13 protein-coding genes are annotated in these 14,052 nt (G+C 69.2%); 12 read left to right on the forward strand and 1 reads right to left on the reverse strand.

The features are described from left to right. Positions 1-148 precede the first annotated feature (148 nt). The 4 genes from ACIA5H_RS27220 (at position 149) to ACIA5H_RS27235 (ending at position 3,000) form a co-directional block, all read left to right on the forward strand. Positions 149-1,393, forward strand: coding sequence for a bifunctional 3,4-dihydroxy-2-butanone-4-phosphate synthase/GTP cyclohydrolase II (locus tag ACIA5H_RS27220; protein WP_355070731.1), 1,245 nt, complete (start codon positions 149-151; stop codon positions 1,391-1,393). 31 nt (positions 1,394-1,424) lie between these two features. Beyond that, a complete protein-coding gene (gene ribH / locus ACIA5H_RS27225; RefSeq protein ID WP_355070733.1) occupies positions 1,425-1,904 on the forward strand; it encodes a 6,7-dimethyl-8-ribityllumazine synthase in 480 nt (159 codons plus the stop codon). 2 nt (positions 1,905-1,906) lie between these two features. Beyond that, on the forward strand, positions 1,907-2,398 hold the full coding sequence (locus ACIA5H_RS27230) for a PH domain-containing protein (RefSeq protein ID WP_379251907.1): 492 nt from the start codon (positions 1,907-1,909) through the stop codon (positions 2,396-2,398). 62 nt (positions 2,399-2,460) lie between these two features. Beyond that, positions 2,461-3,000: a GNAT family N-acetyltransferase gene (locus tag ACIA5H_RS27235; protein ID WP_397078210.1), complete on the forward strand. Its 540-nt coding sequence runs from the start codon at positions 2,461-2,463 to the stop codon at positions 2,998-3,000. An 89-nt stretch (positions 3,001-3,089) separates the two neighbouring features. On the opposite strand, the gene ACIA5H_RS27240 is transcribed toward ACIA5H_RS27235, so the two are convergent. Then, positions 3,090-5,042 (reverse strand): gamma-glutamyltransferase family protein, encoded by a 1,953-nt coding sequence (locus ACIA5H_RS27240; protein ID WP_379251905.1) that lies wholly within the window; start codon positions 5,040-5,042, stop codon positions 3,090-3,092. 153 nt (positions 5,043-5,195) lie between these two features. On the opposite strand from ACIA5H_RS27240, the gene ACIA5H_RS27245 reads away from it, so the two are divergent. The 8 genes from ACIA5H_RS27245 (at position 5,196) to ACIA5H_RS27280 (ending at position 14,051) form a co-directional block, all read left to right on the forward strand. Further along, positions 5,196-5,885: an HAD family hydrolase gene (locus ACIA5H_RS27245; RefSeq protein WP_397078213.1), complete on the forward strand. Its 690-nt coding sequence runs from the start codon at positions 5,196-5,198 to the stop codon at positions 5,883-5,885. Between the two features lie 125 nt (positions 5,886-6,010). Next, positions 6,011-6,436, forward strand: a complete 426-nt coding sequence (locus ACIA5H_RS27250) for a hypothetical protein (RefSeq protein WP_379251903.1) — start codon at positions 6,011-6,013, stop codon at positions 6,434-6,436. 57 nt (positions 6,437-6,493) lie between these two features. After that, positions 6,494-8,503, forward strand: a complete 2,010-nt coding sequence (gene uvrC, locus ACIA5H_RS27255) for an excinuclease ABC subunit UvrC (protein ID WP_397078215.1) — start codon at positions 6,494-6,496, stop codon at positions 8,501-8,503. 111 nt (positions 8,504-8,614) lie between these two features. Further along, a complete protein-coding gene (rapZ, locus tag ACIA5H_RS27260) occupies positions 8,615-9,595 on the forward strand; it encodes an RNase adapter RapZ (RefSeq protein ID WP_355070745.1) in 981 nt (326 codons plus the stop codon). After that, positions 9,592-10,638: a uridine diphosphate-N-acetylglucosamine-binding protein YvcK gene (gene yvcK / locus ACIA5H_RS27265; RefSeq protein ID WP_355070747.1), complete on the forward strand. Its 1,047-nt coding sequence runs from the start codon at positions 9,592-9,594 to the stop codon at positions 10,636-10,638. Before rapZ ends, yvcK begins: the two co-directional genes overlap by 4 nt. Continuing rightward, on the forward strand, positions 10,629-11,612 hold the full coding sequence (gene whiA / locus ACIA5H_RS27270; RefSeq protein WP_043693711.1) for a DNA-binding protein WhiA: 984 nt from the start codon (positions 10,629-10,631) through the stop codon (positions 11,610-11,612). The genes yvcK and whiA overlap by 10 nt, the downstream gene beginning before the upstream one ends. Positions 11,613-11,811: 199 nt before the next feature. Further along, a complete protein-coding gene (gap, locus tag ACIA5H_RS27275) occupies positions 11,812-12,831 on the forward strand; it encodes a type I glyceraldehyde-3-phosphate dehydrogenase (protein WP_040867484.1) in 1,020 nt (339 codons plus the stop codon). Between the two features lie 5 nt (positions 12,832-12,836). Then, positions 12,837-14,051 carry a phosphoglycerate kinase gene (locus tag ACIA5H_RS27280; RefSeq protein WP_356961782.1) on the forward strand — a complete coding sequence of 405 codons (1,215 nt, stop codon included), beginning with the start codon at positions 12,837-12,839 and terminating at the stop codon, positions 14,049-14,051. The last annotated feature ends 1 nt before the right edge of the window (position 14,052 follow it).

Consider the following 14,052-nt stretch of genomic DNA (forward strand, 5'->3'; position numbering starts at 1 on the left):
AGCGGCCGCCGCGTCCGCGACGAAGTCGCCAGAGGCGGTCGCTCGGACGCGAGCCACAAGGGGGCCGCGAACACGCCGCGACGCAGTCGCGGCAAATCCAGCACAGTACTGTGGTGAGGCACCTATTTCGAGATGGAGCACAGCAGACGTGACCAGGTTCGACAGCATCGAGCGCGCAGTCGCCGATATCGCCGCCGGTAAGGCGGTCGTCGTCGTCGACGACGAGGACCGCGAGAACGAGGGCGACCTCATCTTCGCGGCGGAGAAGGCCACCCCGGAACTGGTCGCCTTCATGATCCGCTACACGTCCGGTTACATCTGTGTGCCGCTCACCGGCGACGACTGCGATCGGCTCGGCCTGCCGCCGATGTACGCGATGAACCAGGACAAGCACGGCACCGCCTACACCGTCTCGGTGGACGCGCGCGAGGGTGTCACGACCGGTATCTCCGGCGCCGACCGCGCCACCACGATGCGGTTGCTGGCCGACGCCGACGCGAAGGCCGACGATTTCACCAGGCCCGGCCATGTGGTGCCGTTGCGCGCCAAGGATGGTGGTGTGCTGCGCAGGCCGGGTCATACCGAGGCCGCGGTGGATCTGGCACGCATGGCCGGCTTGCGTCCGGCGGGCGTGATCTGCGAGATCGTCAGCCAGAAGGACGAGGGCCACATGGCCCGGACCGAGGAGTTGCGCGTCTTCGCCGACGAGCACGAGCTCGCGCTGATCTCGATCGCGGACATGATCGCGTGGCGGCGCAGGCACGAGAAGCATGTGGTGCGCGTGGCCGAGGCGCGCATCCCCACCGCGCACGGCGAGTTCATGGCCGTCGGCTATCAGAGCATCTACGACGAGGTCGAGCACGTCGCGCTGGTGCGTGGCGACATCACCGACGGCGACGACATCCTGGTCCGCGTGCACTCGGAGTGCCTGACCGGTGACGTGTTCGGGTCGTTGCGCTGCGACTGCGGTCCGCAGCTGGATGCCGCGTTGGAGATGGTCGCGGCCGAGGGACGCGGTGTCGTGCTGTACATGCGCGGTCACGAAGGCCGCGGCATCGGCCTGATGCACAAGTTGCAGGCCTACCAGCTGCAGGACTCCGGCCACGACACGGTCGACGCGAATCTGGAACTCGGCCTGCCCGCGGATGCCCGCGATTACGGCACCGGCGCGCAGATCCTGGTGGATCTGGGCATCCGGTCGATGCGATTGCTCACCAACAATCCGGCCAAGCGGGTCGGCTTGGACGGCTACGGCCTGCGGATCACCGAGCGGGTGCCGATGCCGTTGCGCGCGAACGCGGAGAACCTGCGCTACCTGCGCACCAAGCGGGACCGAATGGGTCACGACCTGATCGGCCTCGACGAGTTGGATCTCGGCGAGACCGCGCACTGAACTGCGAACAGACTCCGAAAGGCGGACATCGATGAGCGGTACCGGGGTACCGACTTTCGCGCTGGCGGACGCCAAGGACCTCTCCTTGGGCATCGTCGCCTCGCGCTGGCACACCCAGATCTGCGACACCTTGCTGGCGAACGCCGAGCGGGTGGCCAAGGACGCGGGCGTCCAGCAGATCACCGTGGTGCGCTGCGCGGGCGCGATGGAGCTGCCCGTTGTGGCCCAGGAGCTGGCCAAGTCGCATGACGCGGTGGTGGCGCTCGGTGTGGTGATCCGCGGTGACACCCCGCATTTCGAGTACGTCTGCGACGCGGTGACCGCGGGGCTCACGCGGGTTTCGCTGGACGAGGGCACGCCGGTCGCGAACGGAGTGCTCACCACCAACAACGAGCGGCAGGCCCTGGATCGGGCCGGGCTGCCGGAGTCCCAAGAGAACAAGGGCGAGCAGGCGGCCGCCGCGGCGCTGGACGCCGCGCTGACACTGCGCGCTCTGCGACAGTCCGCGTAGCGATGCCGGTCGTTCGCATCTTTCGCAGGAACGTGGGCCCGGCCGACGACACGTCGGAGTGGGATTTCGAGGTGCGGCCCCGGCGCGCGGTGCGGACGGCCTGGATCGCGGCGGTGCTGGTGGCGGCCGCGTTCACCGTGGGTGGTATCTGGCTGCGCACCGGGTCTACCGGCGTCAACTTCCGGGTGGCCGATCAGCTCGCGATGATCGGGATCGGTGTGCTCGGCGCCGCGGCCGTGCTGTTGCTGACCAGGCCACGGGTGCGGGTCGGCGCGCGGGGCGTGTCGGTGCGGAATATTCTGGGCGACAAAGATTTTCCCTGGGACTACATCCGAGGCGTGTCGTTCCCGGATCGGAAGTCCTGGGCGCGCCTGGAGTTGGTCGACGACGACTACGTCCCGCTGCTGGCGATCCGCTCGAACGACAAGGAGCACGCGGCGCGGGCGATGGCCCGGTTGCGGGAACTGGGCGCGAAGTATTCCGGGAGGAAGTGATCGGGTGCGGCGTGCGGCCATCCGGCTCGCGCGGCCCCGCGTGCTGATCTAACCTCACCGCCATGGAGCCAGGTGCGTTCGTCCTCGCGGCGGCTTTCGCCGACGATCCACTGATGACCTACTTCTGGCCGGGAACGTCAAGGCGGCGGAAAGCGTTGCCGCCGTTTTGGGATTCGCGCATCGCGTCGCGCCGGGAGAACGGTCTGGTCGACCTCGCGCACGACACGGAGGGCAACCTCGCCTGTGTGGCGCTGTGGGAACCGGCGCACGTGGTGTCACCGACGGCGAAGCCGTTGACCTTGCTGCGCGCCTTGGGGGCGAGCGCCGCTCGGGCGCTGGCCGCCGGGCGGCACATGGAGCATGCGCGACCGGCGGCACCACATCTGTATCTGGCCGCCATCGGGACGTTGCCCCGCGCGCAGGGCCGGGGACTGGCGACCGCGCTGCTCGAGCGTCGGTTGACGGCGGCCGAGGAGGACTGTTTCCTCATCTCGAACACCAGCGGCACGGTGCCCTTCTACGAGCGATTCGGTTTCGTGCGGCAAGGTGAGCTGCCGATCGGCCGAGGTCCGATCGTGTATCCCATGGTCCGGAGTAAATAGCCGCAGTGCGCCCCGGCGGGCACGCCGATCACTCGATGTGCCACAGCCGGGGCGCGGACGGGCGGTCGCGACCGAGCCCGCTGGTTCGATCAATGCGTATCGCCGAGGACCGCGCCTTCTCGTCGCGGATCCGCGCCGCCGATCCAGCCGTCGGAGCCGTTGCGTTTCAGGGCGCTGAGGCCGCTGGACTGGGGCGCCACCGAGACCTGATGGCCCAGTTGGCGCAACCGCAGCACCAGCGGGTCGTGGTCGCCGTTGTCGGTGGCGTTGATCGCCGGATGCTCACCGCCGATACCGGTGGACGGACTGTTGCCAGCGCCGAACGCGACCGCGGAGACCGCCTGCTGCGGATCCAGGCCCCAGTCGAACATGTTGACCAGCGTTTTCACCACGAACTGGATGATCACCGAACCGCCGGGCGAGCCCGCGACATGCGTGAGTTCGCCGCGCGAGCCGTCGGGCGCCTTGCCGAAGATCAGCGTCGGGCTCATGGAGCTGCGCGGGCGCTTGCCCGGCTGGACCCGGTTGGCCATCGGCACGCCGTCGGCGCCGAGCGGGTCGGCGTTGAAGTCGGTGAGCTGATTGTTCAGCACGAAGCCGTCGACCAGGTGGAACGAACCGAACGCCGACTCCACGGTGGTGGTCATCGCCGCGGCGTTGCCGTACTTGTCGACCACCGAGATGTGGCTGGTGCCGTGCTCGGGCGGTTGCGGGCCGACGCCGAGCGGCACGGGGCCGAAGTCACCCGGCTGCGCGGTGCCCATACTGCGGTTCGGATCGATCAGCCCGGCACGCTGTCGGAGATAGTCGCGATTCAGCAAGGTTTGCGCCGAATTGCCCGGCAGCGGCACGAAATCCGTGTCGGCCACGTACTTGTTGCGATCGGCGTAGGCGAGGCGTTCGGCCTCCGTGATCAAGTGCACGGCCTGGGCGTTGGGCTTGCCGCCGTTGCGGTCGATGCTGTCCGGACGCAGGGCGGCCAGGTCGAAGTTCTCCAGGATGCCCAAGGTCGCGGCGACGGTGATGCCGCCCGACGAGGGACTCGGCATGCCGCAGAGTTCGTGCTCGCGGTAGCTCGTGCACAGCGCGGTGCGCTTCTTCGCCTGGTAACCGGCCAAGTCCTGGGTGGCGATCAGGCCGGGAGTGCGCCCGCCGGAGGCCCGGCCCGCGGCCGCGACGATGTCCTGGGCGATGGCGCCGGTGTAGAAGGCCTGCGCGCCCTCGGTGGCGACGGCGCCGAGCGTCTTGGCCATGGCGGGGTTGGTCAGGACGGTGTCGGCGGCCTTCGGGCTACCGTCCGGGTTGAGGAAATACGCCTTGGCGTCTTCGTCCGCGGCCAGGTCCTTGGCCGACTCCGCGATCTGTCCCGCGAGGCGGGGACTGATCGGGAAGCCCTGATCCGCCAGTCCGATGGCGGGGTCGAACAGATCGCGCCACGCGGTCTTGCCGTGGTCGTGGTGCGCCAGTTCGAGCATCCGAAGTACGCCGGGCACGCCGATGGAGCGGCCGCTGGCCCGCGTGTTCGGCTTGGGTTCGGTGCGATCGATGTCGCTGATCCAGCGCAGATAGTTCTCGGTGGCCGCAGCGGGCGCCACCTCGCGGCCGTCGTAGGCGTCCACGGACTTGGTGTTCGCGTCGTAGTAGACCAGGAACGCACCGCCGCCGATGCCGGACGCCTGCGGCTCGACCAGGCCGAGCACCGTCTGCGCCGCGATCAGCGCGTCGGCCGCGGTGCCACCGTCGCGCAGCACCTCACACGCGGCTTTGGTCGACAGCGGGTTCGCCGTGGACACCGCGAAGGTATGTGTACGCACCGGCGTCATGTTCGCGCGATAGCCGGTCGCTATCTCCGGGTTGGTGCTGAGATCCTTGGTGCCGCTGCCCGCGGGCCCCGCCGCGGTGGCCGACACCGGTGTGCCGTTCGGCACAGTCTCGCAGACGCCGCCCGCCTGGCTCTCGCCGGACGAGCAGGCGGTGGCCATGCCGACGGTTAGTGCGAACGCCGCCGCCGCGGCGACCCAAGTTCCTCGCTTGCGCCCCATGCCGGGACTCTAACGCTCGGTACCGACAGTCGCGCCGGTTTCCTTCCCACCGGCGAAATCCCCCTGGCTGCAGCGTGTGTCGAGGTCGAGACGGTATGGCTGGTCGCCGCGTGCACCGGCGGTGCGCCATGCTCGGCCGGTAGGCTGGGCCGAGTGGCGATCGAGGCGGTGCTGTTCGACTTCTCCGGGACCTTGTTCCGCCTGGAGGCCGACGAATCCTGGTACGCGGACCTGACCCGGCCGGACGGGCAGGCGTTCGACGTGGACGAGAAGGCCGAGATCATGCGGCGGATGACGGCGCCGGTCCACCACGTCATCGAATTCGACGACGAGACGCAGTACGCCTGGGACCACCGCGACCTGGACCCCGCGCTGCATCGCAAGGTGATGATGAAGGTGCTTCGCACATCGGGAGTGCCCACCGACGAGGACGCCGAACGGCTGTACGCCCGGCTGCTGGACCCGCTGGAGTGGACGCCGTACCCCGACAGCGAAGCCGTCCTCGATCTGCTTGCGGCGCAGGGCGTTCCGGTCGCTGTGGTGAGCAATATCCCGTTCGACATCCGTCCGTCGTTCGCGGCGCGCGGCTGGGATCGGCTGGTCGGCGCGTTCACCCTCTCCTACGAGGTCGGTGTCATGAAGCCCGATCCGGAGATCTTCCGTTCCGCCTTGGGCGAACTGGGTGTGCCCGCCGAGGCCGCGCTGATGATCGGTGACAGCGCCGAGGCCGACGGCGGCGCCGAGGCGCTGGGCAGCCGCTTCGCTCTGGTCGAGGCCCTGCCCACCACCGAGCGCCCGGACGCGCTGCTGGCCGCGCTGCGGCGGCACGGTCTCGTGGAGTAACCCGCCCGGATCCCGCCGGGTTCATTTGCCGAAGTCCGAGTTGTGCGCGATGTCACCGTGTTACGGTGCGATTCCGGCGTGTTCGAAGTTGCGCCGGAAGGTTCGGTACCAACGGGGGTACGGCTGTGAGCTTGGCGTTCTCCGGTGAGGAGCCCTCCGTCGGCGTGGAAACGGCCATGCCGGAGGCGGTTAGGGACGTGCGGGAAGCCGTCGCCGGGATGGCGGGATTCGGACTCGCCTATCCCGTGCTGATGAATCTGACGCGCGGCGGCGACGCGGCCGCCACGGCATCCACCCAGTTCTGCGTCGCGTGGGCGCTGGGGCTGCTCGTGCTCGGATTCGCCGAGGGCGCGCCGGCCGTCCGCAAGCTGACGATCGCCCTGGCGCTCCTGCAGGCGGTCGTCGGGTGCTGGGCGATCAGGGACCTCGCGAGCGTCCCGCCCGTCGTCGGCGTCGTCGCCGCGGGGTACTCGGTGGCTACCTCGGTGGCCGTCGTGCACCTGCTGCGCCGTCCGGAAGCCAAGGGCTGGTTCGGCGTCCCCGTGCCATGACCGCAGCCGGGAGCCGCCGTCGGCCGGGCTGTCGGTCCCGGTCTATACGCTGGATGGGTGGCAGATCCAGCGACGTACCGGCCCGCGCCGGGCACGATCCCCGTCGAACCCGGTGTCTACAAATTCCGGGACGCCCATCGGCAGGTCATCTACGTCGGCAAGGCCAAGAGCCTGCGCAGCAGGCTGAACTCGTATTTCGCCGACGTCGCCGGGCTGCATCCACGCACAAGGCAGATGGTCACCACGGCCGCGAGCGTCGAGTGGACGGTCGTCTCCACCGAGGTGGAGGCGCTGCAGCTGGAATACAACTGGATCAAGGAGTTCGATCCGCGCTTCAACGTCCGCTACCGCGACGACAAGTCCTACCCGGTACTCGCCGTCACCTTGAACGAGGAATATCCGCGGTTGTTCGTCTACCGCGGCGCGCGCCGCAAAGGCGTCCGCTATTTCGGCCCCTTCGCCCACGCTTGGGCCATCCGCGAGACGCTCGATCTGCTGCTGCGAGTGTTTCCCGCGCGCACCTGCTCCAACGGAGTCTTCCGGCGGCATAGTCAGATCGGGCGTCCCTGCCTGCTCGGCTACATCGACAAATGCTCGGCCCCGTGCGTCGGGCGGGTGAGCGCCGAAGAACACCGCGCGATCGTCGACGACTTCTGCGACTTCCTCGCAGGCCGCACCGATCGCTTGGTCCGGGAGCTGGAGCGCCGCATGCACGCGGCCGCCGAAGACCTGGACTTCGAGACCGCCGCCCGGCTGCGTGATGACGTCCAGGCGCTGCGCCGCGCGCTGGAGAAGCAGGCGGTGGTGCTCGGCACGGGCACCGACGCCGACGTCATCGCCTTCGCCACCGACGAACTGGAAGTGGCGGTGCAGGTCTTCCATGTGCGCGACGGCCGGGTGCGCGGCCAGCGCGGCTGGGTGGTCGACAAGTCGGGCGACGCGGTCGACGTCCCGGAGGCGGGCGGGGAACTCGCCGCGCTGGTCGAGCAGTTCCTCACCCAGTTCTACGGCGAGCAGGTCGCGGTGGCCGAGCAGGCGGCCGACGAGCAGCCCGCCGCCGTGGTGCCCCGGGAAGTACTCGTGCCCGAGTTGCCCGCCGACGTCGAGCAGATCCAGCAGTGGTTGTCGGACCTGCGCGGTTCGGCGGTGAAGCTGCGCGTGCCCCAGCGCGGGGACAAGAAGGCGCTGGCCGAGACCGTGCAGCGCAACGCGATGGAGGCGCTGGCCCAGCACAAGCTGAAGCGAGCGGGCGATCTGACGTCGAGATCGCAAGCGCTGCAAGAGATCCAGGACGCCCTCGAGCTGGACACCGCGCCGCTGCGCATCGAGTGCGTCGACGTCAGCCACGTGCAGGGGACCGATGTGGTCGCCTCGCTCGTGGTCTTCGAGGACGGTCTGGCCCGCAAGTCGGAGTACCGCCACTACACGATCCGGGAGGCGGCGGGCGAAGGCCGCTCCGACGACGTCGGCAGCATCGCCGAGGTGACCCGCCGCCGGTTCCTCAAGTTGCGTCGCGAGCGCGACATGATGGAGCACGAGGACCTCGCCGCGACCGGAAGCGACGACGAGGCGCTGGACCTCACCTCCCGTCCCGGCATCGATCCCAGCACCGGACGCCCGCGCAAGTTCTCCTATCCGCCCAACCTGTTCGTCGTCGACGGCGGCGCGCCCCAGGTCGCCGCGGCGGCCGAGGTGCTCGACGAGCTGGGCATCACCGATGTCGCGGTGGTCGGCCTGGCCAAACGGCTCGAGGAGGTGTGGGTGCCCGGCGAGAGCGACCCGGTGATCCTGCCGCGCACGAGCGAGGCGCTGTATCTGCTGCAACGGGTCCGCGACGAGGCGCACCGCTTCGCCATCACGTTCCATCGCAGCAAACGCTCTCGCCGGATGACCGCCTCGGCCCTGGACTCGGTGCCGGGGCTCGGAACGGCGCGCCGGACCGCGCTGGTCACCCATTTCGGATCGGTGGCCAAGCTGAAGCAGGCCACGGTCGAGGAGATCACCGAGGTGCCCGGCATCGGGTTGGCGACCGCGAAAGCGGTCCTTGCGGCGCTCGAGTCCGAATAGTCAGTCGACAGTGCACCGGAAGTTTCGGTTTCGCGTACGTTGTGTCTGCGGCCGATACCGAAACCGGTGCGCGATGATCGGAAGGCACCCCAGAGACGGATCCGGTAGGACATGACACGCGTCGAATCGAACAGCAGTGCGGGCAACCCGCCGACGAGCGCGGGACGAGTGGCCTCGTCCAGCGCCGTCGGCGGGGCGAACCCGCAGGTCGAGGTCGTGATCGTGACCGGGCTCTCTGGCGCGGGCCGAGGCACCGCCGCCCGCGTGCTCGAGGACCTCGGCTGGTACGTGGCCGACAACCTGCCCCCGGAGCTGTTCGGGCGGATGGTGGAACTGGGCGCTTCCGCCAAGCCGCCGATCCGCCGTCTCGCGCTGGTCATGGACGTGCGCAGCCGGTTCTTCACCGGTGATCTGTCGGTGGTCACCGAGCAGTTGCGGACGCTCGGCGTGCGCACCAGGGTCCTCTTCCTCGAGGCTTCCGATGACGTGCTGATCCGCCGTTTCGGTTTCGCGCGGCGGAGGCATCCGCTGCAGAGCGAGAGCAAGGACGGCACGCTCTCGGCCGGCATCGCCGCCGAGCGAGTGCGGCTTTCCGCCGTGAAGGCCGCCGCCGACCTGGTGATCGACACCACCGAGCTGTCCATCCATCAGCTGCACCGCAAGATGGAGGAGGCCTACGGTGGCGGCGCACCCTCCGCGTTGCAGCTCACCGTGCAGTCGTTCGGCTTCAAGTACGGAGTTCCGCTGGACGCCGACATGGTGTTAGATGTCCGTTTTCTACCCAATCCGCATTGGATACCGGAGTTGCGGGAACATACCGGTCAGGAGACGGTGGTCAGCGAGTACGTGCTGTCGCGTCCCGGTGCGGAGGATTACCTGCGTACCTGCCACCACCTGGTCGAGCTGACCACGAACGGTTACCGCCAAGAGGGGAAGCGATACATGACGGTCGCAGTGGGCTGCACCGGAGGCAAGCATCGGAGCGTCGCGATTGCCGAGGCACTGGGCGAGTTGATGAGCGAGGTCACCGGCGGCGCGGAGGAGTCCGCCGACGTGGTCCGGGTCGTGCATCGAGATCTGGGGCGAGAATGACCGGTTGGGAATCCAATCCCAGCATCGTCGCGCTGGGTGGCGGACACGGCCTGTACGCGACACTGACCGCGGTGCGGCGGCTGACCAGGAAGATCTGCGCGGTGGTCACCGTCGCCGACGACGGCGGCTCCTCGGGGCGACTACGCGCCGAGTTGGGGGTGCTGCCGCCGGGCGATCTCCGGATGGCGCTTGCCGCCTTGGCCGCGGACGCCGACGGCGTCTGGACGCGGACCGTGCAGCATCGGTTCGGCGGAACCGGCGCGCTGGCCGGGCACTCCGTGGGCAACCTGATCCTGGCCGGGCTCACCGAGGTGCTCGGTGATCCGGTGGCCGCCCTGGACGAAGTCGCCCGTATGTTGCGCATCACCGGCCGGGTGCTGCCCATGTCGCCGATCGCGCTGGACATCGAGGCGGATGTATCCGGGCTGGAGGCCGATCCGCGGGTGAGCCGGTGCATTCGCGGCCAAGTTGCCATCGCCACCACGCCGGGTAAGGTGCGGCGGGTGCGGCTGATTCCGTCCGATCCACCGGCCGGTCCGGAGGCGACCTCGGCGATCGAACACGCCGATGTCGTGGTGCTGGGCCCGGGATCGTGGTTCACCAGCGTGATTCCGCACGTCCTCGTCCCCGAGCTACGGGAAGCCCTGGTGTACACCAGGGCGCGGAAAGTGCTGGTGCTCAATCTCGCCGCGGAGCCGGGGGAGACCGCGGGGTTCTCCGCGGAGCGGCATTTGCATGTATTGTCCCAGCACGCACCGGAATTCGTCGTCGATGAGGTGCTGGTCGATTCCGGCTGCGTGCCGGAGGGCCGCGAGCGGGAACATGTGGCCAGGGCTGCCGAACAGTTGCGGGCACGAGTAACCTTCTCCGATGTCGCCGAAGCGGGAACGGACCGGCATCACCCCGGAAAGCTTGCCGCCGCACTGGATCAACTGATCCGGCAACCTCGGCCGCAAATGGCAGGGCTTCGAGTCGAGGGACGGCACATGGGTCAGGATGTGCGTTCCGGGTTGGGTGGAAAGGAGCGCGTCCCGTGGCGATGACAGCCGATGTGAAAGACGAGCTGAGCAGGCTCACGGTGTCGCAGGTGAGTTCCCGCAAGGCGGAACTGTCCGCTCTGCTGCGTTTCGCGGGTGGCCTGCACATCGTCGGCGGCCGGGTGATCGTCGAGGCCGAGGTGGACATGGGGTCCATCGCGCGCAGGCTGCGCCGGGAGATCTTCGAGCTCTACGGCTATGGCTCCGACGTGCACGTGCTCGGCGCGGGTGGACTGCGCAAGACCTCCCGGTACGTGGTGCGGGTGTCGAAGGAGGGCGAGGCGCTGGCCCGGCAGACCGGTCTGCTCGACGTCCGCGGCCGTCCGGTGCGCGGCCTGCCCGCGCAGGTGGTCGGCGGCAGCATCGCCGACGCCGAAGCCGCTTGGCGCGGTGCGTTTCTCGCCCATGGCTCGCTCACCGAGCCCGGACGTTCCTCGGCGCTCGAGGTCAGCTGCCCCGGCCCGGAGGCGGCGCTGGCGCTGGTCGGCGCGGCCCGGCGGCTCGGCATCACGGCCAAGGCACGGGAGGTACGCGGCACCGATCGCGTGGTGGTGCGCGACGGTGAGGCGATCGGCGCGCTGCTGACCAGGATGGGCGCGCACGGCACCAGGATGGTGTGGGAGGAGCGCAGGCTGCGCCGCGAGGTGCGCGCGACCGCGAATCGGCTGGCCAACTTCGACGACGCCAACCTGCGCCGCTCGGCGCGGGCGGCGGTCGCCGCGGCGGCGCGGGTGGAACGCGCGCTGGAGATCCTCAGCGACGACGTGCCCGATCATCTCGCCGCCGCAGGCCGGTTGCGAGTGCAGCACCGGCAGGCCTCGCTGGAGGAACTCGGCCAGCTCGCCGATCCGCCGATGACGAAAGACGCTGTCGCGGGCCGCATCCGGCGGCTGCTGTCGATGGCCGACCGGCGGGCCAAGGAACTGGGCGTACCGGACACCGAATCGGCCGTCACGGCCGAACTGCTCGACGAAGCCTGAGCTCACGTTTCCCGCGATCCCCGCGCCGCCCCCGGCGCGGGGATCGCGGCGTTTCCGGCGGCCGGAACTCGTCCTGGTCGGGCGTCTGACCAGGCATCCCCGCGCTCACGAAAGCCAGGTGCGTGTCGGAGAGGTCACGGCAGGACGTTAGTGTGAGTGGACATCGGAATGATCCGCTGGAAAGTTGAGGAGCGATAACGTGACTGTCCGTGTAGGCATCAACGGCTTCGGTCGTATCGGACGTAACTTCTTCCGGGCGGTGGAGGCGCAGAAGGCGCTCGGCACCACCGACATCGAGATCGTCGCGGTCAACGACCTCACCGACAACGCGACCCTCGCGACCCTGCTCAAGTACGACTCGATCCTGGGCCGTCTGCCCCAGGACGTCTCGCTCGACGGCGACGACACCATCGTGGTGGGCGACCAGCGGATCAAGGCGCTGGCCATCAAGGAGGGCCCCGCCGCGCTGCCCTGGGGTGACCTGGGCGTCGACGTGGTCGTCGAGTCCACCGGCATCTTCACCGATGCCACCAAGGCCAAGGGCCACCTGGCCGCGGGTGCCAAGAAGGTGATCATCTCCGCGCCGGCCAAGGGCGAGGACATCACCATCGTCATGGGTGTCAACGACGACAAGTACGACGGCAGCCAGAACATCATCTCCAACGCCTCGTGCACCACCAACTGCCTCGGCCCGCTGGCCAAGGTGCTCAACGACGAGTTCGGCATCGAGCACGGCCTGATGACCACCATCCACGCCTACACCCAGGACCAGAACCTGCAGGACGGCCCGCACAGCGACCTGCGCCGCGCCCGCGCCGCCGCGCTGAACATCGTGCCCACCGGCACCGGCGCCGCCAAGGCCATCGGCCTGGTGCTGCCCGAGCTGCAGGGCAAGCTGGACGGCTACGCGCTGCGCGTCCCGGTGCCGACGGGCTCGGTCACCGACCTGACCGCCACCCTGCGCAAGTCGGCCTCGATCGAGGAGATCAACGCCGCCTACAAGGCCGCCGCCGAGGGCCCGCTGAAGGGCATCCTGAAGTACAACACGGACCCGATCGTCTCCAGCGACATCGTCACCGACCCGGCCTCCTCGATCTATGACGCGCCGCTCACCAAGGTGATCGACAACCAGGTCAAGGTCGTGTCCTGGTACGACAACGAGTGGGGCTACTCCAACCGTCTCGCCGATCTCATCGGCCTCGTCGGCAAGTCGCTCTGACGCGCATGGCTGTCAAGACACTCGCGGATCTGCTCGACGAGGGTGTCGAGGGCCGGGGCGTACTGGTGCGCTCCGATCTGAACGTGCCCCTCGACGACCAGGGACAGATCACCGACCCGGGCCGCATCATCGCCTCGGCGCCGACCATCAAGGCGCTGGCCGAAGCGGGCGCCAAAGTCGTCGTGACCGCGCACCTCGGCAGGCCGAAGGGCGGACCGGACCCGAAGCTTTCGCTGGCGCCGGTGGCCGCCAGGCTCGCCGAGGAGCTGGGCCGCAACGTGCAGCTCGCCGGTGACGTGGTGGGCCAGGACGCGCTCGCGCGGTCCGAGGGCCTCACCGACGGCGACGTGCTGCTGCTGGAGAACATCCGCTTCGACCCGCGCGAGACCAGCAAGGACGACGCCGACCGGGCCAAGCTGGCCGCGGCGCTGGTCGAGCTGGTCGGCGACGACGGCGCGTTCGTCTCCGACGGGTTCGGTGTGGTGCACCGCAAGCAGGCGTCGGTGTACGACGTCGCGCAGTCGCTGCCGCACTACGCGGGCAAGCTGGTCGCGGCCGAGGTCGAGGTACTGGCCAAGCTGACCGAGACGCCCGACCGGCCGTACGCGGTCGTGCTCGGCGGGTCCAAGGTCTCCGACAAACTGGCGGTCATCGAAGCGCTCGCGCCGAAGGTCGACACGCTGGTGATCGGCGGCGGCATGTGCTTTACCTTCCTTGCCGCACAGGGCCTTTCGGTAGGCGCCTCGCTGTTGCAGCAAGAGATGGTCGACACCTGCAAGCGGCTGCTCGAGCAGTACGCCGACGTCATCCACCTGCCGCGCGACATCGTGGTGGCCGACAAGTTCGCCGCGGACGCGGAGACGAAGGTCGTGCCCGCGCACGAGATCCCGGACGGCTGGCTGGGCCTGGACATCGGCCCGGATTCGGTGGACCGCTTCTCGGCGCTGCTGACCGAGGCGCGGACCGTGTTCTGGAACGGGCCGATGGGCGTGTTCGAGTTCGAGAAGTTCGCCGCGGGCACCCGCGGGGTGGCCGAGGCGATCGTGACGGCCACCGGCAAGGGCGCGTTCACCGTGGTCGGCGGCGGTGACTCGGCCGCGGCCGTGCGGGCGCTCGGCCTGCCCGAGGACGGCTTCTCGCACATCTCCACCGGTGGCGGCGCGTCGCTGGAGTACCTGGAGGGCAAAGAGTTGCCCGGTATCGCGGTGTTGGAGGGCTGAG

Origin of the sequence: Nocardia sp. NPDC051900 (assembly GCF_044452545.1) — a bacterium.
Lineage (GTDB): Bacteria > Actinomycetota > Actinomycetes > Mycobacteriales > Mycobacteriaceae > Nocardia > Nocardia sichangensis.

Bases quoted from the DNA above. Each gene is read 5' to 3' on its own strand.
- ACIA5H_RS27235 (WP_397078210.1), top strand. From the start codon at position 2,461: ATGGAGCCAGGTGCGTTCGTCCTCGCGGCGGCTTTCGCCGACGATCCA.
- ribH (WP_355070733.1), top strand. From the start codon at position 1,425: ATGAGCGGTACCGGGGTACCGACTTTCGCGCTGGCGGACGCCAAGGAC.
- ACIA5H_RS27240 (WP_379251905.1), bottom strand. From the start codon at position 5,042: ATGGGGCGCAAGCGAGGAACTTGGGTCGCCGCGGCGGCGGCGTTCGCA.
- rapZ (WP_355070745.1), top strand. From the start codon at position 8,615: ATGACACGCGTCGAATCGAACAGCAGTGCGGGCAACCCGCCGACGAGC.
- ACIA5H_RS27280 (WP_356961782.1), top strand. From the start codon at position 12,837: ATGGCTGTCAAGACACTCGCGGATCTGCTCGACGAGGGTGTCGAGGGC.
- ACIA5H_RS27230 (WP_379251907.1), top strand. From the start codon at position 1,907: ATGCCGGTCGTTCGCATCTTTCGCAGGAACGTGGGCCCGGCCGACGAC.
- yvcK (WP_355070747.1), top strand. From the start codon at position 9,592: ATGACCGGTTGGGAATCCAATCCCAGCATCGTCGCGCTGGGTGGCGGA.